Raw genomic sequence first — 19,720 nt, forward strand, 5'->3', positions numbered from 1 at the left:
GCAGGTCTCGACGCGTCAGCGAACCGGTAGCGGCACTACGCTGTCTTCCACACAGGCGAGCAGCTGTTCGCCCGGCGCCAGTACAGGCACCACACCGGCGGTGAATGCCGAGAATGCCGGCAGGATGGTCACGCCCTGGCGCAGCCAGAACGCGGGGAAGCGCCGACGCAGTGCCGGCAACGCAACCTGCGGATGCACATGGCCCGCCAGCACGTGCGCGGAGGCATCGGCCAGCGGCTCGTGCCGCAGCAGGAACGGGCCCCATCGCGCGTCGTCATGCATCTGCACCTGCAGCGCCGCCTTCGGCAGATCCCGGTCGTGATTGCCGCGCACCACGTGGATGTCCAGCGCCGCGTGCTGCTCTCGCCAACCGAGCCATTGCTGATACCAGGCCGCGCGATGCGCAGGGCCGTGCAGGACGTCGCCGAGGATCCATAGTTGCTGGCACTGGTGCGTGGCCACCAGGTCCTGCAGGCGCTGCAGGTCATTGCCGGTGCCGCCCGACGGCAGGGCGATTCCCGCACGCCGGAACACGTCCGCCTTGCCCAGGTGCAGATCGGCGATCAACAGCGCGCGTTGCGCCGGCCACAGCAGCGCCCGGCCGCCGAGCAGGAGCATCGACTCACCTCCCAGCTGCAGCGCAAGATCAGCGGCCATGGCGGCGCTCCAGCTGCTGCGCGGCACGCTGCACGCGTGTGCGCCAGTCTTCATTGCTGAACTGCCCACGCAGGCGTTCGGCCCACAGCGGAAACGCCAGTGGGGTCAGCGACGATGGCTGCTGCAGCGACAACGAACGTGTGGCGATGCGTGCCAGCACCTGCTGCAACCCGGGCAGGTCCAGGCTGTCGTGCAGTACTTCCTGCTCGGCCAATGCCAGCAGCAGATGCCCCGGGTCGTGCTCGCGCAGCACGTCATGCAGCAGTCCGGCGGAGGCCTGCAGCTGGCGCAGCGAGCGCGGCATGCCACCCGGCAGGCTGGGTACCAGCAGGCCCGCCACGCGCGCGATGCCGCGGAACTGGCGGCGCGCCAGCTCGCCCAGGTTCACCGCTTCGCGCAGGTCCTGCAGCAGGTCGCCAGCATCCAGCATTGCCCGCCAGTCTGGTTCCTGCAGATCCACCGGCGTGGCCGGAGCGAGCACCAGGCCATGGTCATTCACTGCATAGCCGATGCTGTTGCGCTGCCGACGGGTGCAGCGCAGGGCCAGCAGCGCGGCCAGCGCTTCGTGCACATGGCGGCCGGCAAAGGGATAGACGAACAGGAACTGGCCTTCGCGTCGGCGCACGTCTTCCACCAGCAGGTGGTTGGGCGATGGCGGCGCCGACAGGTGCGACTGCAATGCAAGGAGTGGCGCAAGCCACCGCGACTCCGCACTCTGGTCGGCGCCTGACAGCACCTTTTCCAGTTCGCGGCCCAGCGGCATCGACAGTGGCAGCTGTCCGCCCTGCCAGCGCGGAACCACGCCATCACCACCACCGCGCGCCACGCGCACGAACGCGGTCATGTCGCGCAGCTGCACCAGCTCCAGCAGCCGCCCTGCAAACTGGAAACGGTCGCCGCGGCGCAGGCGGCTGGCGAACTGCTCCTCCACCGCGCCCAGGCTGCCGCCACGCAGGAACTGCACGCGTACGCTGCCGTCGCTGCTGATGGTGCCGATCGACAGCCGATGGCGCAGCGCCTGGCGGCGATCGGGCATGCGGTACATGCCGTCGGCATCGCGTACCACCTTGTGGAACTCCGGGTACCGGGACAATGCACGTCCGCCCTGCACGATGAAATCGATCACCGCATTCCACTGTGCGTCCTCCAGCGCGGCGAAGGCATGCGTGCCACGGACCTGTTCCAGCAGTGCATCGGCGTTGAAGCCGCCCGCCAGCGCGCGGCTGACGGCGTGCTGGGCCAATACGTCCAGCGACAACGTGGGAGGACGTCGCGCTTCGATCACCCCGTCATGCAACGCGTGCCGGGCCGCCGCGTACTCGGCCAGTTCCAGCGCATGGCTGGGGATGCACAGTATCTGGCCGCTGGCACCGGGGCGATGGCGTGCACGCCCGGCGCGCTGGCGCAGGCGCGCCACGCCCTTCGGGCTGCCCAGCTGCAGCACCTGGTCCACTTCCGGAAAGTCCACGCCCAGATCCAGGCTGGAGGTGGCCACTACGCATCGCAGCGTGCCCGCACGCAGTCCGTCCTCAACCTGCTGTCGCAGCGTGGGATCCAATGATCCATGGTGCAGGGCGAGCGTGCCGGCATCTTCCGGCCACACGGCTGCGAGGGCCTGGTGCCACAGCTCCGCCTGCGCACGGGTATTGGTGAAGAGCAGGCTGCTGCGTGCACGGAACAGCGCGTCGAGCACGCGCGGAAGCTGGGAGAGGCCAAGATGCCCGGCCCATGGAAAGCGTTCGCCGGGTTCGGGCAACAGGCTGCGGATCGTCACCGGCCGCTGCCGAGCACCTTCCACGATCGTTGCCTGTGGACGGTGTGGCAGCAGTACGTCGCGTGCCTGTGGCAGGTTGCCCAATGTGGCCGACAGCCCCCACAGCTGCATCGCCGGGGCTGCCTCACGCAGCAGCGCCAGATTCAACTGCAGCAGCACGCCGCGCTTGTTGCCCAGCAGTTCGTGCCATTCGTCCACCACCACGCAGCGCAGTTGGCGCATGCGCTCAAGGGTATCGGGATAGCTGAGCAGCAGCGCCAGCGACTCCGGCGTGGTGACCAGCACGTCGATGCGACCTTCGCGGGCCAGGCGCCGGTCGCGGTTGCTGGCATCGCCGCTGCGCAGCCCCACGCGCCAGCCCAGGCCAAGGCCGTCGATCGGTGCCTGCAGCGCACGTGCAGTATCGCTGGCCAGCGCACGCAGCGGCGTTACCCACAGCACCTGCAGCGGGCGTACCGCGCTGGCGCGACGCGGTGCGGGGGGCGGGTCGAGCATCGCCTGCAACAAGGGGCCGCCGAACATGGCAAGGGTCTTGCCGCTGCCGGTGGGCGTGTGCAGCAGGCCCGATTCGCCCGCCAGGTAATGACGCCACATGGCGCGCTGGAAGGGCAGGGGGCGCCAGCCGCGGCTGCCGAACCATGCGTGCAGGCGTTGCAGCGCATCGCTGCGCTTCATCGCGCCAGCGCCTGCAACTGGGCCAGGTGGTCGGCTTCGGCAGCCGGCTTGTCGTGGCGCCAGCGCAGGATGCGTGGAAAGCGCACGGCGATGCCGGACTTGTGGCGCGCGCTGCGGTTGACCGCTTCGAAACCAAGTTCGAACACCTGTTCGGCACTTACGCTGCGCACCGGGCCAAAGCGTTCACGCGTGTGTGCGCGTATCCACCGGTCGAGGGCGAGGATTTCCTTGTCGTCCAGACCGGAATAAGCCTTGGCCACTGGAACCAGTGTCTCGCCGTCCCAGACGCCAAAGGTGTAGTCGGTGTACAGCGTGCTGCGCCGACCATGGCCTGCCTGCGCGTACAGCAACACCGCATCGATCGTGAGCGGTTCGACTTTCCACTTCCACCAGTCGCCGCGGCGTCGCCCGGACTGGTAGGCCGAATCACGACGCTTGAGCATCAGGCCTTCCACGCCGCGCTCGCGCGATGCCTCGCGCAGCTGCGCGGCATGCTGCCAATCGTCGGCGGCTACCTCGGGCGATAGCTGGATGCGCGGATCGCCGAGCGCACCGACCACCTCGGCCAACTGCACGCGTCGCTGCTGCAGCGGCAGCGCACGCAGGTCCTCGCCGTCGCGCTCAAGCAGATCGTAGGCGAGCACGCGTACCGGCGTATTGCGCAGGGTCGCCGCTCCCGGTTTGCGGCGCTGGATGCGGGTCTGCAGGGCGGTGAATGCTCGCGGAAGATTGTCGGCGTCGTCCCATGCCAGCAGCTCGCCATCGAGCACGCAGCCATCTGGCAGCGATGCTGCCGCCTGTTCGATCTCCGGGAAGCGACCGTCCAGCCGTTCTTCGCCGCGCGACCACAATGCCACCTCACCCTGGCGCCGCAGCAACTGCAGGCGGATGCCATCCCACTTCCATTCCAGCAGCCAGTGGCTGATGTCGCCCAGCCGCTCGGTGGGCTCGCCCTCCAGCGGCGAAGCGAGGAAGAACGGGTAGGGCTGCTGACGATCGGTCGGCAGTTCTCCGGCAGACAGCAAGGTGGTAAGCAGGCCGGGGGAGGGCACCCAGTCGCCGAGCATGCGTTGGGCGATGCGGGCGATATCCAGCCCGGACCACTCGGCCAATGCCTGCTGCACCACGCGCTGCGATACGCCAACGCGCAGGGCGCCGGTCAGCAGCTTGTTGAAGACCAGGCGTTCGGCCGATGCCAGCTGTCGCCAGCCGTCGACCACGGCGGCACGACGCACCGGCTCCGGCTGGTTGGCAACGGCAAGCAGGTGGTGTTCGATCCAATCGGCCAGAGGCCGATCCTCGGCTTCGGTGGCCGGATCATCCAGCAGCAGGGTGAGTGTTTCAGCAAGGTCGCCGACCTGCGCGTAGCTGTCTTCGACCAGCCAGGGGGGCAGGCCGGATTCGTCGGCGATCCACGCCCGCAATTCGCCGCTGCCGGCAATCTTCCGCCGCGCGCCGCCCACTTTGCCGCCGCTGAGCAGGTACAGCGCCCACGCTGCGTCATGCGGGCGTGCGTGCTGGAAGTAATCGATCAATGCCGCGCGCTTGTCCAGCGTCGCCGTGCTGCGATCCAGCCGCTGGTACAGCGCGGCGAAGGCCTTCATTCCTCGCCTCCGAAATCGGTGCGGAACGCTTCGGCGGCGACGCCGCGTTCGCGCAGGTACGGAATCAACGCATCGGTGTTGCCGTGGGTGGCAATGACCCGCTGCGCGCCGGTCTGGGTGATGGTCTGCAGCAGCGCTGGCCAATCGGCATGGTCGGAGATCACAAAGCCACGGTCGACGTTGCGCCGGCGGCGGTTGCCGCGCAACTGCATCCAGCCCGAGGCGAAACCGAGCTGGTGACGGCCGAACCGGCGCAGCCACGGCGTACCGGCGGCCGAGGGCGGGGCCAGGATCAGCTGGCCGGCCGCATCGGGCTGACGCCCCTGTTCGGCAACGGTGAGCGTGTCGAGCATGGGCACACCGGCCTGGCGATAGACGGCCACGCCGTTGGCGATGGCGCCATGCAGCCAGGCGGGCTGGTCATCCACCGCACGCAGCTCGGCAAGCACGCGTTGCGCCTTGCCCAGCGCATAGCAGAGCAGCACTGCCGCTTCGCCCCGCTGCGCGCACTCGCGGCGCCAGGCGGCGATCTCGGCCGCCACGGCACGGGTATCGGGCCAGCGGTAGATCGGCAGCGCAAAGGTCGCCTCGGTGATGAAGGTATCGCAGGGCACCACTTCGAATGCAGTGCAGGTGGGGTCCGGCTGGCGCTTGTAGTCGCCCGACGCCACCCAGACCTGCTCACCATCGTCGATGCGCACCTGCGACGAGCCGAGCACGTGGCCGGCCGGATGCAGCGATACCTGCACCCGGCCCAGCGCGAACGGCACGCCCTCGGCATGCGCGTGCAGCGGCACATCGCCCAGACGCCAGCGCAGGATCGGCACGCTGCCGGTGCTGCAGTGGTACTCGCCCATGCCCGGACGCGCATGGTCGCCATGGCCATGGGTGATGACCGCGCGCGGTACCGGCCGCCAGGGATCGATATGGAAATCGCCTGCCGCGCAGTACAGCCCTTCCGGCCGCAGTACTACCAGATCGTCGTTGCCTGCCATGCCGTCACTGTGGCGGTCCGGTCGTGCACGTGGCGAGAATCGGCCTGAACGCGGGGTTGCCGGGCGATACGGCACAATCGGACCGCACACCTCTTGCCGGCGGGGAAGGAACCGATGAGTGGACCGAGCTTCAACAGCAGCGCTCCCTACGAAACCCATGTGGTGCTCAACCAGCCGCCGCCGTTCGCCGGCCGGCAGCTGTGGACCGACGACATCGCATTGATGGAGGCCGTGCAGCGCGAAGGCGCGGCGGCGTTCGCACCGCGGCTGGCGGCGTACGGAGGGCTGGCTGGCGATACGCTGTACCGGCTGGGCTTCGATGCCAACCGCGATCGCCCGCGCCTGCGCACCCATGATGCGCAGGGGCATCGCATCGACACCGTGGAATTTCATCCGGCGTATCACCAGTTGATGCAGACGGCGAAGGAACATGGCGTTGCCGGGCTGTCCTGGCACGAGCCGCAGCCCGGCGCGCATGTCGCGCGCGCTGCACTGAGCTACCTGCACCACCAGGCCGAGGCCGGCACCAGCTGCCCGTTGACCATGACCCACGCCGCGGTAGCCGTGCTGCGCGGGCAGCCGCATCTGGCCGAGTGGTCGCGCAAGGCTGCCGCACCGGTATACGACCCGCGCGATGTGCCAGTGGCCGACAAGGCCGGCATCACCCTGGGCATGGGCATGACCGAGAAGCAGGGCGGTTCGGATGTGCGCGCCAACACCACCCGCGCTGAACCCATCGACGGCGAGCGCTATCGGCTGATCGGCCACAAATGGTTTTTCTCCGCTCCGATGTGCGATGGCTTCCTGGTACTGGCACAGGCGCCGGCCGGATTGACCTGCCTGCTGATGCCACGGCGCCTTGCCGACGGCGACCGCAATGCGTTCCGCCTGATGCGCTTGAAGGACAAGCTGGGCGACTGGGCCAACGCATCCAGCGAAGTGGAGTTCTGTGGCGCACAGGCCTGGCGGGTGGGCGAGGAGGGACGCGGGGTGGCCACCATCATCGGCATGGTGATGATGACGCGGCTGGACTGCATGCTCGGCGCTGCGGCGGAAATGCGCATGGCGCTGGCGCAGGCGCTGCATCACGCGCGGCATCGACGCACCTTCGGCAAGCCACTGATGGACCATCCGCTGATGGGCAACGTGCTGGCCGATCTGGCGCTGGAATCGGAAGCGGCCACGGTGCTGGCGATGCGCATCGCGCGCGCGGTCGATCGCGCTGGCAGCGATCCGGCCGAGGCCGCGCTCGCGCGGCTGGGTACGGCCTTGGGCAAGTACTGGATATGCAAGCGCGCACCTGCGTTCGTCAACGAAGCGCAGGAATGCCTGGGTGGTGCCGGCTACGTGGAGGAATCGATGTTGCCGCGGCTGTACCGGCAGGCACCGTTGAATTCGATCTGGGAAGGCAGCGGCAACATCCAGTGCCTGGATGTGCTGCGCGCGCTGGCGCGCGAGCCGGAGGTGCTGGCGGCGCTGCACGGTGAACTGGAGGCGGTGGCCGATCGTGATGCGCGTTATGCGTCGGCACTGCAGCAGTGGCGCGATGCGGCGGCGCCGGAGGAGGCACAGGCACGGGTGTTCTGCGAACGCACTGCCTTGCTGCTGCAGGCGGCGCTGTTGCTGCGTGCCCGCAGTCCGATGGCCGAAGCGTTCATCCGCAGCCGGCTGCACGGCGAGCATGGGTTGGCATTCGGCACGCTGCCGGCGGGGTTGGATGTGGCGGCGATGCTGGCGCGTGCGCTGCCGTAGGTGACGGCCAACGGCGAAGCCCCTCGTGGTGGGCGCTGCTGGAGCGCGGCCTTGGACGGTTTCCGTGCGCGCCCAGCACGGAATCAACAGAAGAAGCGAAAAGCAGAAAAGCCGCGGCGATGCCGCGGCTTTTCCGGTAGCGCCGGGCGATGCCCGACGAACGCGAGGGCCTTAGTGCTTGGCTTCTTCCTTGGCGGCAGTGGCCTTGGCGTCGTCGGCCACATCGCGGGCCTTGTCTGCAACCTTCTGCGCGGCATCGGCCGTGGCGTCGCTGGCGTGGGCGGCGGCATCGGTGGCTGCGACCTTGGCCTTGTCGGCGGCGGTGGCGGTCGCGGCTGCGGCGCTGTCCAGGGCCTGCTGGGTATCGGCGGCAGCCTGTTCAGAGGCGGCGGCGGTCTTGTCGGCAGCGTCGCGGGTGGCGGCAGCGGCCTTGTCGACGGCATCGCGCGCGGCGACACCGGCGCTGTCGGCGGCCTGCGCGGCATCCTGCTTGGCCTGTTCGGCTTCCGGGCCCTTGCAGGCAGCCAGTGCGAGCAGCAGGGAGGCGGCCAGCAGGGTAGTGGTCAGCGGACGGATCTTCATGGCGGTCTCCGGTACTGCAATGGATGGGGACGCCAGCCTATTCATACCGTTGTGAAGACCTGGTGGTGACCTGCGCACGGAACTGCGCGCAAAGAAAAAGCCGCTGGCGAACCAGCGGCTTCTTCAGAACAGCTTGAAGAAAGAAGTTATTACTTCTTGGCTTCTTCAGCAGCGTCCTTGGCCTGCTCAGCGGTAGCTTCGGCAGCCTTGGCGGCGTCCTTGGCTTCGCCAGCAGCGGCGTCGGTGGCAGCGCCAGCAGCCTGGGCAGCGGCGTCGACCGAAGCGTCAGCAGCGGTGGCGGCGGTGTCAGCGGCCTGCTGGGCAGCGTCGGCGGTCTGGGCGCCAGCAGCGGCGGCCTGGTCGGCAGCAGCCTGGGCTTCGGTGGCGGCCTGGTTGGCCGAAGCAGCGGCGTCCTGGGCAGCTTCCTGCTTCGAGCAGGCGGCCAGGGCCAGAGCCAGGGACATCGCGACCAGCAGCTTGTTGATGCTCATTGTGTAAATCCTCGTCGTTAGAATTAGGCAACGCGCATGCTGCGCGCCGACAACATGATGACAAGCCAAGATTGGGTGTCAAGCGATCCCGCATTCATTTTTGCGAAATAGTCGTTAAACCCTTTCAGATCAATTCGATGGCGATAGCCGTCGCTTCGCCGCCGCCGATGCACAAGGTGGCAATGCCGCGCTTGCCGCCGCGCGTGCGCAATGCGTTGACCAGGGTGACCACCAGGCGTGCGCCGGAGGCGCCGATCGGATGGCCCAGCGCGCAGGCACCGCCATTCACGTTGAGCTTGTCGTGCGGGATGCCCAGTTCGCGCATCGGTGCCATCGCCACCACGGCGAAGGCCTCGTTGACTTCGAACAGATCGACCTGGCCCAGCGTCCAGCCGGTCTTCTCCAGCAGGGTGTGGATGGCACCGATCGGAGCGGTGGTGAACCACTCCGGCTCCTGCGAATGGGTGGCATGGCCGACGATGCGCGCCAGCGGCCGCAGGCCGCGTGCGGCAGCATCTTCTTCGGTCAGCAGGACCACGGCGGCAGCGCCGTCGGAGATGCTGGAGGAACTGGCGGCGGTCACGCTGCCGTCCTTCTTGAAGGCCGGGCGCAGGGTCGGGATCTTGGCAATGTCCGAACGGCCGGGCTGTTCGTCGCTGGAGACCTCGACTTCACCCTTGCGGGTGGCGACCTTCACCGCAACGATCTCGTCGGCGAAGGCGCCGTTGGCCTGGGCTGCCTGTGCGCGCTTGACCGATTCGATGGAGTAGGCGTCCTGCTCTTCGCGGGTGAACTGGTACTTGTCCACGGCGCATTCGGCGAACTCGCCCATGGCCTTGCCGTCATAGGCATTGACCAGGCCGTCGTGGGCCATGTGGTCCACCGCCTGGAAGTTGCCGAAACGGTTGCCGGTGCGTGAATTGGGCAGCAGGTGCGGCGCGTTGGACATCGACTCCATGCCGCCAGCGACCACGACCTTGGCCGAACCGGCCTTGATCAGGTCATGCCCGAGCATGATGGCCTTCATGCCCGAACCGCAGACCTTGTTGAGGGTGGTGGCGCCGACCGACAGCGGAATACCGGCGGCGATCGCTGCCTGGCGGGCAGGGGCCTGGCCGAGATTGGCCGGCAGCACGCAGCCCATCAGGACTTCGGAGACGTCGCTGGCAGGCACGCCCGACTGTTCCAGCGCGGCGGCGATGGCGGCCGCGCCGAGGGTCGGGGTCGGAACCCCGTTGAACTGTCCGAGGAAGGAGCCGATGGCGGTGCGCTTGGCGGCGGCGATGACGATGTTGGACATGGCAATCTCGTTGATGCGTGAGCAATGTTCGGAAAGGAGACGACGGGCGTTGGATACGGCGCCGTTTCCCGGCAGACTGCGTGGGGGTCGGCCCAGTATAGAGGGTCGGCGAAGACTGCCGCTGGGCAGTACTGGATGCCTGCCCGGATGGCGGCAGGCCAACGTTCATGGGAAGGAAACGATGGAACGTAAGACGATGGGAAGGTCGGTCCTGGCATCGGCGCTGGCGGTGGCGCTGTCGGCGTGTGGCGGTGGAGGCGGCGGCGGCAACGTGCGCATCGACCCGCCCCCGACCACGCCGCCAGTCACGCCCCCGGTTACCCCGCCGCCCGCTGCCAGACCGCTGGAGCCGGCCGTGGATGCGCATCTGGCACAGACCAACGCGCGTGCCGCACAGGCCACTGGCGCGACCGGCCGCGGCGTGCGCATCGGCATCGTCGATTCGGGCGTGCTGCGCAGTGCCGAGGCGCTGAACGGGCGGGTGGTGGCCAACCTCAACTACATCGACCCGAGTCGCAACAACCTCAACGTCGATGACGTGCTCGGCCATGGCACGGCCGTCGCCAGCCTGGCGGCCGGTGTACCGGTGGGGGTCTGGCCAGGCGGCATCGCACAGGGGGCGGAGATCGTCTCGGCACGCATCATTTCCGACACCACGCCCAAGGATGACGGCAGTGGCCGGGGCAATTCCTTCAGCGGCACGCTGGGCGTGGCCGGGGTCCACCAGGACCTGATCAACTACGGCGTGAAGGTGATGAACAATTCCTGGGGCGGCCTGTACTGGACCGACCTCGGCACCACCGCGCAGGTCGCGGGCGAATACCGCCCCTTCATCATCAATCACGGTGGCCTTGTCGTGTTCGCCGCAGGCAACGAAGGGCGCGACCAGCCCAGCAGCGTGGCCGCGCTGCCCAGCCAGCGTGGCTTCGGCGGATCGCTGCCGGCAGCGGATCTGGAAAAAGGCTGGCTGGTAGCTACTGCGATCGATCCGAACAAGCCCGGTGAACGTGCGCCGTGGGCCAATGCCTGTGGCGACGCCGCGCGCTATTGCCTGACCGCTCCCGGCAGCGCGGTGTTCCCGGAGCCGGGTACCGGCAAGTACCTGTGGAACTACGGTACGTCCTTCGCCGCGCCGCTGATCTCCGGTGCTGCTGCACTCGTCTGGCAGCGCTACCCATACTTCGACAACGACCTGGTGCGGCAGACCCTGCTCGGCACCGCCACCGACATCGGGGCGCCGGGCGTCGATCCCATCTACGGCTACGGCATGCTCAACGTCGGCAAGGCGGTGAACGGTCCCGGCCGCTTCGACTGGGGCGATGTCACGGTCAATGTCGACGCGGCCTCTTCGGGCTCGATCTGGAGCAACGACATCGCCGGCACTGGTGGCCTGATCAAGCGCGGCGATGGCCGGCTGGAGCTGAGCGGCAACAACAGTTACAGCGGTGCGACCCGCATCGAGCGCGGCAGCCTGGCCCTGCGCGGTGGCGCCGTGATCCGGTCCAATATCAGCGTTTCCGGTGCCGGCGGTGCCTCGATGGCCGGCCTGCAGTTCATGCCCGGCACGCCGCGGGTGATCGGCAACGTCGACAACGGCGCCAGCGTGGTGCTGGTCAACGCCAACACCACCGCGACCATCGAAGGCAATTACAGCCAGCGGCCGGATGCGCAGCTGATCGTCGCACTGGGTGTGAACGCGCTGCAGGTGACCGGCACCGCACGCCTGGCCGGTGGCGTGGTGGTCGATGGCATCGTGTCCGGCTACGTGCCGCAGGTCGGCAGCCGCCAGGGCCTGGTCCATGCCAGCGGAGGCATCAACGGTACGTTCACCACGCCGGTGGCCAACACCGGCGCCAACGGCCTGACCCTGCTGCAGGCGCAGTACAGCTATGGCAGCAACGACGCGTGGATGGACCTGACCCAGGTCAACGTTTCGGCAGCCGCATCGGGCCTGGGCGCCAATGCACAGGCATCGGCACTGCGGGTGCAGTCGGCTTTCACCGCGCTGGACCGCAATGCGGATCTGCAGGGCTCGGCGTTCGGCATGGCCGCAGGCGCGCTGCAGCGTACGGCTGGCGGAACCGACGGCCTGTCGGCGAGCCTGGAGAGCCTGTCCGGACAAGCTCATGCACGCGCTGAAGCATCGACCTTCGACAGCGTGGACATGTCGCGCCGCGCGGTTGCCGAGCGCTTCGACCGCGTGCAGGCTGCACCGAAGCTGCGTGGCGCCTGGCAGAGCGCGCTGGGCGAAGCCGGGCAGGGCAGCTTTGCCGGCAACGCCGCCGACAGCCAGGGCTGGATGGCCGGCCAGGACATGGCACTGGGCAGCAACGGCCTGCTGGGCATGGCCTTTGGCGAGACCCGCAGCAACGGCGGCAGCAACTTCAGTGGTGATCGTGGGCGTGACCGCCAGGCGCAGGCGCAACTGTATGCCGGCTGGAACCTGGGGCGCGGCTATGCGCTGGCCCAGTTCGGCACCGGCCAGTTCACCCGGGAACTGGATCGCCAGTTGCTGCTGGGTGCCGGTGCCTACGGTGTGTCCGCGCGCTACGGCGGACGTTTCAGCAGTGCCAGCGTTGAAGGCGGCTACCGTTTCGGGCGCATTGGTGCGTCGTTGACCCCCTACCTGGGGGCCAGCAGCACCCGCCTGGATACCGATGGCTTCAGCGAGCAGGGCGGTTTCGGCTTCGGCCTGCGCGGTGAGGCGTCGCGTACACAGCGCAGCCAGACGCTGGCGGGCCTGCGGGGTGAGCGGCAGTGGGGGCGCTGGACGCTGCGCGGCCATGCCGAATGGCAGCAACGGCTGGATGGCGGTGATCAGGCCTGGCAAGCGAGTTTCGTCGGCGTTGATGCCTGGGCGCCGTTGGCCGGTGTTGACGCACCGCGTGGCAGTGCCTTGTTCGGCCTGGCGCTGGAATCGTGGTGGGGCCGCAATGGCCGCCTGAGCCTGGGCATCGACCAGCGCGTGGGTGGCGATGATGCACGTCAGGCGGCGCTGCGCTACAGCACCGGCTTCTGATCAGGGCGCCGGGCTTGCCCGGCGCGTTCATCCGGCGGTGCCGACCCACGGTCGGCACCGCCCGGTTGCCGAGGGCGGCGATCAGCCGCCGCGCAGGTTGCCCAGGCGCGGCGTGCTGCGGCCCAGCGGCATCTTCAGCTTGCCGATCGACAGGATGCGCGTTTCGGCGATCCGGTCAGCCGCGCGCTGCGGGGCAATGTTCTCGCGCTGCGACAGTTCGAAGATGCGCGTCAGGTTGTGGTAGATGCTGCGGATCAGCCGCATCGCGCGCTCGCGGTTGTAACCGTCGATTTCCAGCGACACGTTCATCACGCCACCAGCGTTGACCGCGTAGTCAGGCGCATACAGGATGCCGCGCGCATGCAGTTCGTCGCCGATCTCCAGGCTGGACAGCTGGTTGTTGGCGGTGCCACAGATGATCTTCGCCTTGATCCGCGGCAGCGTGTCGGCGTTGATCGCGCCTTCCAGCGCGCACGGCGCGAACACATCGGCGTTCACTTCGTGGATCTCGTCCGGCTTGACTGCCTCGGCGCCGAAATCGTTGACTGCACGATCCACCAGCGCGCTGTCCAGATCGGTGACATACAGCTTGGCGCCACGATCGCGCAGCAGCTTCACCAGTTCCATGCCGATATGGCCCAGGCCCTGCACCGCGATGCTGGTCTTGCCCACTTCCTCATGGCCGAACTTGAAGCGCATCGAGGCCATCAACGCCTGCAGCGCGCCATAGGCGGTGAACGGCGCCGGATCTCCCGAGCCGCCATGGACCTGGTGCACGCCCGTGACGAACTGGCTCTCCAGGTAGATGTTCTCCATGTCGTTGACGTCGGTGCCGACGTCCTCGGCCGTGATGTAGCGACCACCCAGCGAATCGACATAGCGGCCGAACGCGCGGAACAGCACCTCGGTCTTGTCGACCTTGGGGTCGCCGATGATCACCGCCTTGCCGCCACCGACATTGAGACCGGCCAGTGCATTCTTGTAGGTCATCGTGCGGCTCAACCGCAGCACATCGGCCAGCGCATCGTCGGTGCTGGCGTAGGGGCGCATGCGCACCCCGCCCAGGGCGGGGCCCAGGGTGGTGTTGTGGATGGCGATGATCGCCCGCAGGCCGGCATCCTGGTTGTGGCAGAACACCACCTGTTCGTGGCCGGTGGTTGCGAGGGTTTCGAATAGCATGGGGTCTCCGATGGCGCGATCTGCGGTGAACTGCGGCGAACTGCCAATGAACGGTAGGGTCCGAAAACAAAAAAAGCGACGTCGTCGGTACAGGGGGACGGGTCGCGCGGCGCCATTCTAGTCCATTCGCCCGGGATATGCCGTCGACGCCGGAGGCGCCCGGGTTAAAGAAGATGAAAGTGCGGCCGATGCTGCGACGACGGCAGGTCGCCGGATGTGATGAAGGCGCAGGGGCAGGCAGTGGCGGCAGGACAACGACAGGATGGGCGGCGATGACCGCAGCGTGGTGGCGATCTGTGCTCCGTTGGCTGTCGCAGCTGACCGGGCAGGCCCCGGCACGCCTGGCCGCAGCCCCCCGCCAGGCCGTGGCGGCCGCGGCGGCCACCCTGCAGGGCGATGCCCTGCCGTCAGCTGAGGTCGCCGGCCACCTGCAGCGCGGGCTGCATGCGCTGGCCCTGTATCCGCGCTTGGCCGGCGAACCGGCGGCGGTCAGCGCGTCGGGCCTGGCCGAAGCGGTGGACCGGGCACTGCAGGACCGCGGCTGGGCCACCCGCCAGCTGCCGCGGCGCCCGCAACTGCTGCCGCAGCTGATCCAGACGGTCAATGACGACGTTGCGTCGGCGCGGGTGATGGCCGCGATCATCGGCCAGGATCCGGTGCTGACCGGCAACCTGCTGCGCATCGCCAACAGCCCGGCCTACAAGGTGCACGAGCGGCCTGTGGAAAGCCTGCAGCGTGCAGTGACCCTGGTCGGCACCGAAGGGGTGCGGCAGATCATCAGCGCCGTGCTGGTGCAGCCGGTGATGCAGGTGCAGTGCCAGGTGTTCCCGCAGTTCAGTTCGATCATATGGGAGCACGCGCTGCTGGCGTCACGCGCGGCTGCCGACCACGCCCGCACGGTCACTTTCGGCGATGCCTTCGCTGCGCAATGGTTGGGCCTGGTGCAGGGGCTGGGCGCGGCGCTGGTCATGCGTCAACTGCTGCATGAAGCGCAGCTGCGTGGCGAAGAGGTGGAGCCGGCGCTGGCCCTGCAGTTGCTGCAGCGATGGTCACTGCCGTTGGCGCAGCGGGTGGCAGCAGCGTGGGAACTGCCCGAGCCGGTGCATCAGGCGCTGGCGCCTGATGCAGACGGTCCGCTGGCCGACAGCCTGCGCCTGGCCAGTGCCGCTGCGGCGGCCAGCCTGCTGTGCCGGCACGGGCACGCCAGCCAAGGCCGCATGCTGGCCTTGCTGGAACAATTGCCGGCAGCGCCGCCCCACGCGCTGCGCTGGATCTGGCGGCGCCTGCATGGGCGCAATGTGGAAACCCTGGACGAAAGCCTGCACGGCGACGGCGAGGGGAACGCCCCCTGATCGTTACAGCTGGGATTCCAGCGGCAACCAGCTGATCACCCGTGCCGTCCAGCGTTTGCCGAGGCTGCTGCCGGGCTCGGCATCGACCCAGTGCGGCGGCGGCTCGCGCTGCAGCCAGCGCAGCTGCTCATCAGCGCCGAGCGCAAGCCACCAGCTGTGTTCCGGGCTGGCCAGGCGCAGGTATTCCGCGCGCAGCTGTGCGCCCAGCACCGGGTCGTCGAACAGCACGCCCATCTCGGTGTTGAGATAGGCCGAACGCGGATCGAGGTTGAACGATCCGACGAACCCGCGCCGGTCGTCGACCAGCAATGCCTTGGTGTGCAGGCTGGCGCCGCTGCTGCCGAACAGGCTGCCGTCACCGGCCTGGCCGTTCGCCTTCAGTTCGTACAGCTGCACGCCGGCCTTCAGCAGCGGCACCCGGTAGCCCATGTAGCCACCGTGCACGGCAGCCACATCGTTGGCCGCCAGCGAGTTGGTCACCACGCCGACCTGGGCGCCGCGGCCGGCCATCGCCGAAAGGCCGTCCAGCCCTTCGCTGCCGGGGACGAAGTACGGCGAGATCAACAGTGCCTTGTAGCGCGTCGACTGCAGCTGTTGGACCAGCTCGGTGACCAGCCAGTCGTCGTGTGCATCGCCGTGGTGCTTCATCGGTGGATCAGACACGATCCGTACCTGCCTGCTCCAGTGCAGCGGCTCCGGGCTGGCACGCTGGCGCTGGCGCGACTCGGCCACGCGCTGCAGGTACGGTTGGGCCTGCGCATGCAGCGCGTCCAGATCGGACTGGCGCACCAGCTGGCGCAGCTGTGCATCGGTATAGGTCGCCAGCGCCGAGATCGGAATCGCCGCGTCGCTGTTCCAGTAGTCGTCGAAGATCTGGTTGGCCTGCTGCACGGCCGGGCCGGCCACCACCAGGTCCAGGTCCTGGAAATTCACGTCGCTGCGCGCGCTGAAATATTCCTCGCCGATGTTGCGGCCACCCACGATCGCGATGCGGCCATCGGCGATCCAGCTCTTGTTGTGCATGCGGTGGTTCACGCTGAAGGCGCGTTGCACCAGCTCCAGCGTGCGGGCGATGCCACTGCGGTTGCGGAACGGGTTGTACAGGCGAAGCTCGATGTTGGGATGCGCATCGAGCGCCATCATCAGCGCATCCTTGTCCTTGGCGTTCATGTCATCAAGCAGGATGCGCACGCGCACGCCACGTTCGGCAGCGTCGTACAGCGCCTTGGCCATCAAGTGGCCGATCAGGTCGTCGTGCCAGATGTAGTACTGCAGGTCCAGGCTGCGGCCGGCGTGTTCGGTGATCATCGCGCGGGCAGCGAACGCATCCATGCCATCGCTGAGGAAGGCCACGCCCGACTGCCCGGGATGGGCGGCCTGCAGGGGCATCATCTGCCGATCGATGGGCGTCTGCACAGGTTGCAGCGGCAGTACCTGCGATGCTTCGCCGCGCGCCTGTGGGGCCAGGTGGTCGGCCAGCAACAGGCCGGACAGCACCAGCAGAAGCAGGGCGGCGATGATGATCGCGGCCACGCGCAGCAGGCGTCGCCAGAGGGGTTTGCGCAGACTCATGGCGCCGATGGTAGATCCTGGCTACGCATGGAGGTAGACCCACGCCATGCGTGGATGAACTGCCACCGGTAGATCCGCGCCACGGGTGGATGAACTGCCACCGGTAGATCCACGCCATGCGTGGATGAAGCGCCAACGGTAGATCCACGCCATGCGTGGATGAACTGCCACCGGTAGATCCACGCCATGCGTGGATGAACTACCACCGGTAGATCCACGCCATGCGTGGATGAAGCGCCGTGACTCAGAACCGCTCGTCGCTGCCCAGATAGCGCCACTGGCCCACGGCCAGCGGGCCCAGCGCCACCCGGCCGATGCGCAGGCGGCGTACGGCCACCACCTGCAGGCCGGCAGCTGTCACCGCAGTCCTCAGGCCCTTCGCGGTCAGCCCCTTGCCTGCAAAACGCAGGCGCTGCTCGCTCTGCCAGCTGACCTTCGGGCCGCCTGCTTCATGCTGCAGCCGGGCCATCAGCCACGGGCCACGTTCCGGGCCGCCTTCAGCCACTTCGACCAGGTACTCCTGTTCGGTGCGGCCCAGGTTGCGCTGCAGGTGCGCGAGCACCGCCGGATCCTGGCTGACCACCACCAGCCCGTTGTCGTCGGCCGGCAGCGAGGATGCCAGCTGCAGGCCGTGGAAATGCCGTTGCAGCGGACGGATGTCACTGGCATCCAGTTCGCTGCGGGTCTCGGTACGGATCAGCGCGCACAGGGCATCGGCCGGCACGCCCGCCGGTTTGTGCAGCAGCATGCTGGCGCGCTCGGCCTTGCTGTCGCTGGCCTGCTCGGCCACCACGATGCTGGCGCTGTCGTCCACCGGGCGCTGCGGCTGTTCCACCACTTCGCCATCGACGCTGACCCAGCCGCCCTCGATATAGCGCCGCGCTTCACCACGCGGGATGCCGAGCAGGGCGGACAGGCGTTTGTCGAGTCGGGTCGGTTCCATGGCGAAAGGTCGGGCAGGGGGCGCGCAGTGTAGCCGCTACGCCGGCTCAGCGCTGGCCGCGGTTGGCCAGCTCGGTCAGGTACAGGCGGGTATCGAACTCCAGCTGCAGGTAATCCGGCTCCATGTGCTGGCACAGCTGGTAGAAGGCCTTGTTGTGGTCGGCCTCCTTCAGATGGGCCAGCTCGTGCACCACGATCATGCGCAGGAAGGCGGCTGGCGCCTGCCGGAACACGGTGGCGATGCGGATCTCGCGGCTGGCCTTGAGCCGGCCGCCATGTACGCGGGAAATGGCGGTGTGGGTGCCCAGGGCATGCTTGATGACCTCCAGCGTGTTGTCGTAGCAGACCTTGTTGAGCGGCACCGACTTGCGCAGGTAGCGATCCTTCATGTCCTGGGTGTAGTCGTACAGCTGGCGGTCGCTGCGCACCTCATGCGGATCGGGGTAGCGCTGCTGCAGCCAGGGGCCGAGCTTGCCCTGTGCCAGTAGATCGCTGACCTGGGCGACCAGGGGTTCGGGGTAGCCGGTGAGGTACTTCAGGACAGCCATGCAGGGGCTTCGGCGCGTCGGTAGAATGGGACATCCAGATTACACGCGGTACGTATCGACCATGGCAAAGCCCAACGCGCTGCAGGAACAATTGCTCAAGGCCGGCCTGGCCAAGAAGTCGCAGGCCAGCGCCGCCGCGCGTGAACAGGCCAAGGCCCGCCAGGGCAAGGCCGAGTCGACGTCGGCGGAGGTCCAGCGTGAAGCTGAACGTGCCCGGGCCGAGAAGATCGAGCGTGACCGTGCGCTGGCTGCTGAGCGCAACGCGCAGGCCCGGCAGGCTGAACGCAAGGCGCAGGCCAAGCAGATCATCAGCGCCCACGCCGTGCCGCACAAGGGCGAGGACGAGTACCGCTTCAGCGATGGCGCAGTGATCCGCACCCTGTTGATCGATACCAAGCTGCGCAAGGCGCTGTCGGTAGGCGTGCTGGTCATCGTGGCCCACGGCGACGGCTATGCAGTGCTGCCACGCGCGGCAGCGGAGAAGGTGCGTGAACGCGCCCCGGAAGCCATCATCGTCGACCATGGCACGCCCGGCTCCAGCGCCGAGATCTCCACCGGCAACGCCGAGGACGACGCCTACTACGCACAGTTCCAGGTCCCCGACGACCTGGTCTGGTAAGAAAATGGGGACGGAGGGGATTACGTCGTTTCTGCCACAAACGACGTAATCCCCTCCGTCCCCTCTTCTGCTCAGGTTGCTGAAGCGCTGCGGACGCAGATGCCTTTTCCGTGGGTGTATTGTCCCCATATCAGGCGACACACCTGCGGAGGATGGCCATGGCTACCGGTTGGGCCGGAGATGGCGCGGTCCAGGACCAGATCGACGCCACCGTCGACGATGCGATTGCCCGCGCGCGGCGCCAGCTGCGCCAGGGCCCGGGTCTGGAACACTGTGAGGAATGCGACGCGCCAATTCCCTTGGCGCGGCGTCAGGCAGTGCCTGGCGTACGGCTGTGCGTGAACTGTCAGCAGGCGCACGACGAAGAGGAACAGGCGCAGAGTGGCTACAACCGCCGGGGCAGCAAGGACAGCCAACTGCGGTAAGGGTGTTTGGCAGGGCTGCGCCCTGCACCCGCGGTAGTGCCGGCCGCTGGCCGGCAACCTTGAGAGCAACAGCAACAGCAACAGCAACGGCAACGGCAAAAGCTGACTTCCTGGGAATGGCGGGGTGGGTCCGGTGGCGGGGGACGCCGTGAATCCATCCCTGGAGCAACTGTGTTGCTGGAGGAGCGCCAGCCCTTCCGGTAAACGGGCACGGTAGTGCCGGCCGCTGGCCGG

Annotated in this window: 16 protein-coding genes; 5 read left to right on the forward strand and 11 right to left on the reverse strand. The window is 68.0% G+C overall.

Going from position 1 to position 19,720, the window contains the following annotated elements; translation table 11 throughout:
• Positions 1–15: 15 nt before the first annotated feature.
• From pdeM to ACUXVE_RS18840, 4 genes are read right to left on the reverse strand one after another with little or no spacing between them, the layout of a single operon-like run.
• The gene (gene pdeM, locus ACUXVE_RS18825; protein WP_445514941.1) at positions 16–657 is read right to left on the reverse strand and encodes a ligase-associated DNA damage response endonuclease PdeM; all 642 of its coding nucleotides are present in this window, start codon (positions 655–657) and stop codon (positions 16–18) included.
• Positions 647–3,106 carry a ligase-associated DNA damage response DEXH box helicase gene (locus ACUXVE_RS18830; RefSeq protein ID WP_445514942.1) on the reverse strand — a complete coding sequence of 820 codons (2,460 nt, stop codon included), beginning with the start codon at positions 3,104–3,106 and terminating at the stop codon, positions 647–649. Before ACUXVE_RS18830 ends, pdeM begins: the two co-directional genes overlap by 11 nt.
• Positions 3,103–4,710, reverse strand: coding sequence for an ATP-dependent DNA ligase (locus ACUXVE_RS18835; RefSeq protein ID WP_445514943.1), 1,608 nt, complete (start codon positions 4,708–4,710; stop codon positions 3,103–3,105). The genes ACUXVE_RS18830 and ACUXVE_RS18835 overlap by 4 nt, the downstream gene beginning before the upstream one ends.
• A complete protein-coding gene (locus ACUXVE_RS18840; RefSeq protein WP_033831729.1) occupies positions 4,707–5,705 on the reverse strand; it encodes a ligase-associated DNA damage response exonuclease in 999 nt (332 codons plus the stop codon). The genes ACUXVE_RS18835 and ACUXVE_RS18840 overlap by 4 nt, the downstream gene beginning before the upstream one ends.
• A 114-nt stretch (positions 5,706–5,819) precedes the next feature.
• Between ACUXVE_RS18840 and ACUXVE_RS18845 the strand changes: the two genes are divergently transcribed.
• Positions 5,820–7,457, forward strand: coding sequence for an acyl-CoA dehydrogenase family protein (locus ACUXVE_RS18845; protein ID WP_222388599.1), 1,638 nt, complete (start codon positions 5,820–5,822; stop codon positions 7,455–7,457).
• A gap of 171 nt (positions 7,458–7,628) precedes the next feature.
• Here ACUXVE_RS18845 and ACUXVE_RS18850 read toward each other — a convergent pair whose 3' ends face one another.
• From ACUXVE_RS18850 to ACUXVE_RS18860, 3 genes are all read right to left on the reverse strand, one after another.
• Complete coding sequence (locus tag ACUXVE_RS18850) at positions 7,629–8,039, reverse strand: hypothetical protein (RefSeq protein ID WP_025879171.1); 411 nt, start codon at positions 8,037–8,039, stop codon at positions 7,629–7,631.
• Between the two features lie 149 nt (positions 8,040–8,188).
• Positions 8,189–8,530 (reverse strand): hypothetical protein, encoded by a 342-nt coding sequence (locus ACUXVE_RS18855; protein ID WP_025879170.1) that lies wholly within the window; start codon positions 8,528–8,530, stop codon positions 8,189–8,191.
• A gap of 124 nt (positions 8,531–8,654) precedes the next feature.
• Positions 8,655–9,830 carry a thiolase family protein gene (locus ACUXVE_RS18860; protein WP_222388600.1) on the reverse strand — a complete coding sequence of 392 codons (1,176 nt, stop codon included), beginning with the start codon at positions 9,828–9,830 and terminating at the stop codon, positions 8,655–8,657.
• Between the two features lie 181 nt (positions 9,831–10,011).
• Here ACUXVE_RS18860 and ACUXVE_RS18865 point away from each other — a divergent pair, with 181 nt between their 5' ends.
• Complete coding sequence (locus tag ACUXVE_RS18865; RefSeq protein ID WP_445514944.1) at positions 10,012–12,849, forward strand: S8 family serine peptidase; 2,838 nt, start codon at positions 10,012–10,014, stop codon at positions 12,847–12,849.
• 81 nt (positions 12,850–12,930) lie between these two features.
• Here ACUXVE_RS18865 and ACUXVE_RS18870 read toward each other — a convergent pair whose 3' ends face one another.
• The gene (locus tag ACUXVE_RS18870) at positions 12,931–14,028 is read right to left on the reverse strand and encodes a Glu/Leu/Phe/Val dehydrogenase dimerization domain-containing protein (RefSeq protein ID WP_093818602.1); all 1,098 of its coding nucleotides are present in this window, start codon (positions 14,026–14,028) and stop codon (positions 12,931–12,933) included.
• Positions 14,029–14,300: 272 nt separating this feature from the next.
• Here ACUXVE_RS18870 and ACUXVE_RS18875 point away from each other — a divergent pair, with 272 nt between their 5' ends.
• On the forward strand, positions 14,301–15,380 hold the full coding sequence (locus ACUXVE_RS18875) for an HDOD domain-containing protein (RefSeq protein WP_093818601.1): 1,080 nt from the start codon (positions 14,301–14,303) through the stop codon (positions 15,378–15,380).
• Positions 15,381–15,383: 3 nt separating this feature from the next.
• Here ACUXVE_RS18875 and ACUXVE_RS18880 read toward each other — a convergent pair whose 3' ends face one another.
• The 3 genes from ACUXVE_RS18880 to ACUXVE_RS18890 form a co-directional block, all read right to left on the reverse strand.
• Positions 15,384–16,952 carry a phospholipase D family protein gene (locus tag ACUXVE_RS18880; RefSeq protein WP_445514945.1) on the reverse strand — a complete coding sequence of 523 codons (1,569 nt, stop codon included), beginning with the start codon at positions 16,950–16,952 and terminating at the stop codon, positions 15,384–15,386.
• Between the two features lie 244 nt (positions 16,953–17,196).
• On the reverse strand, positions 17,197–17,895 hold the full coding sequence (locus tag ACUXVE_RS18885) for an RNA pseudouridine synthase (protein WP_445514946.1): 699 nt from the start codon (positions 17,893–17,895) through the stop codon (positions 17,197–17,199).
• 46 nt (positions 17,896–17,941) lie between these two features.
• On the reverse strand, positions 17,942–18,442 hold the full coding sequence (locus ACUXVE_RS18890; protein ID WP_059064772.1) for a M48 family metallopeptidase: 501 nt from the start codon (positions 18,440–18,442) through the stop codon (positions 17,942–17,944).
• A gap of 61 nt (positions 18,443–18,503) precedes the next feature.
• Here ACUXVE_RS18890 and ACUXVE_RS18895 point away from each other — a divergent pair, with 61 nt between their 5' ends.
• Together ACUXVE_RS18895 and ACUXVE_RS18900 are read left to right on the forward strand one after the other, a co-directional pair.
• Complete coding sequence (locus ACUXVE_RS18895; protein WP_105165037.1) at positions 18,504–19,061, forward strand: DUF2058 domain-containing protein; 558 nt, start codon at positions 18,504–18,506, stop codon at positions 19,059–19,061.
• Between the two features lie 158 nt (positions 19,062–19,219).
• The gene (locus tag ACUXVE_RS18900) at positions 19,220–19,486 is read left to right on the forward strand and encodes a DksA/TraR family C4-type zinc finger protein (protein WP_025879161.1); all 267 of its coding nucleotides are present in this window, start codon (positions 19,220–19,222) and stop codon (positions 19,484–19,486) included.
• The last annotated feature ends 234 nt before the right edge of the window (positions 19,487–19,720 follow it).

It is taken from the genome of Stenotrophomonas sp. 3(2025) (assembly GCF_052665395.1).